Here is a 1,442-nt window from a genome sequence, read left to right as displayed (position 1 = left end):
TGCGAAAAGCGTCGGGACCTGGGGAAGTATGCCGTCCATCACAGCACCGACATTCGCACACGAAGCAGGTGGCGGCCGGCCAGCACCAGCAGTGCCGTAGCCAGCGTGGTTACTCCCAGGTAGATCAGGCCTGTCATCGTGAAAATCTCGATCGAACGGAAGGTCTGGGCGTTGATGTTGACCGCGCGCCCCGTCAATTCCTCCAAGCCGAAGATGGCGCCCATCGAGGTGCTCATAACGACCAAGATGTACTGATTGGACAGCGGTGGAAAAAGCACCCGGGCAATGTGCGGCACGATCACGTGGTGAACGGTCTGCAGCCGTGACATGCCAAGCACTTCAGCAGCTTCCAGTTCGCTACGCCGAGTGGACAAGAAGCCGGCGCGCAGGATCTCGGTCAGATAAGCACCGGTATTCAGCATAATGCCTATCAAGACTGCCTGGAATGGTGTCAGCAACAAGCCAAAGTCAGCAAGACCATAAAAGATGAAGAATATCTGCACCAAGAGCGGCGTGTTGGTGAGAAAGATGCAATAGGCCGAAACCGCCCCTGAAACTACGCGGCCGCCGAATATCTTGCCAAAGGCACCGGCGAGACCGATCAGCAAGCCTCCCGAGAAGGCCAGAAGCGCGAGCCAGAAACTGACCAGAGCGCCCTCGAGGAGATAGGGCAAAAACCCTATCACCTGCCCGAACTGTAGAGAGTAGTTCACGATTCCTCCCCCCGAAGAGGCCGGCGCGCTTGGCGCCGGCCTGGGTATGGTATCAGAAGTAGGGAGTGGCCTTTACGTCGAAGACCATGGGACCCTTGAACCACTTGACCCAGGTCTCGTTGACCCAGCCATCGTTGTGGAGTTGGAAGAGCGCGACGTTGAGCCAGTCCTTCAGCGAGGTGTTGCCTCTCGCGACACCGATCGAGCAATAGTCAACCTCGATAGGGGTATCGAGCACCTTCCAGTTGGCTTTGAATTGAACACGCAAATCGTTGAAGAAGTCGAGAACGTCGATGAGCGCGTCGCCGCGGCCCTGCGCAAGGCTGCGGACCACATCGGCATTGCTGTCGAGCAGAAGAAGCTTTGCCTTGGGCAGATTCTTCTGGATGAACTCGACCGGCGTGGTGCCGCGCACTTGGACCAACGTGACGTTCTCGTTGTTCAGATCCTTCCAATCCTTGAATGGCTTGCCTTCCAGGGTCAAAACCGCCAGCGACTCCGTATGAAGCGGCACGGAGAAGTCGATCACCTTGGCGCGATCGGCCGTCCGGGTAAGGGCGCCGAGGGTGAAGTCGATCTTGCCGCTGCTGACGAAAGGAATGCGATCTGGCCCGAGTATGTTGACCTTTTCGAGCTTCACGCCCAGCATTTCGGCAAGCTTTTCTGCAACGTCCACGTCGAAACCGACGACTTCGTTGCTGGCGTCGAAGCTGCCAAGCGGTGCGAGGT

The 1,442-nt window shown here is 57.7% G+C and carries 2 protein-coding genes; both read right to left on the bottom strand.

Going from position 1 to position 1,442, the window contains the following annotated elements; all coding sequences use genetic code 11:
- Positions 1-38: 38 nt before the first annotated feature.
- Entirely contained in the window at positions 39-713 is a 675-nt protein-coding gene (locus EN935_RS35845; RefSeq protein WP_127265904.1) for an amino acid ABC transporter permease, read from the bottom strand.
- Between the two features lie 52 nt (positions 714-765).
- A partial coding sequence (locus EN935_RS35840) for a transporter substrate-binding domain-containing protein (protein WP_127374219.1) occupies positions 766-1,442 on the bottom strand: 677 nt, incomplete at its 5' end.

Origin of the sequence: Mesorhizobium sp. M7D.F.Ca.US.004.03.1.1 (assembly GCF_003998635.1) — a bacterium.
Taxonomy (GTDB): domain Bacteria; phylum Pseudomonadota; class Alphaproteobacteria; order Rhizobiales; family Rhizobiaceae; genus Mesorhizobium; species Mesorhizobium loti.
Note: the sequence above shows the minus strand (reverse complement) of the source record. Positions and strands in the feature narration are given on the sequence as shown.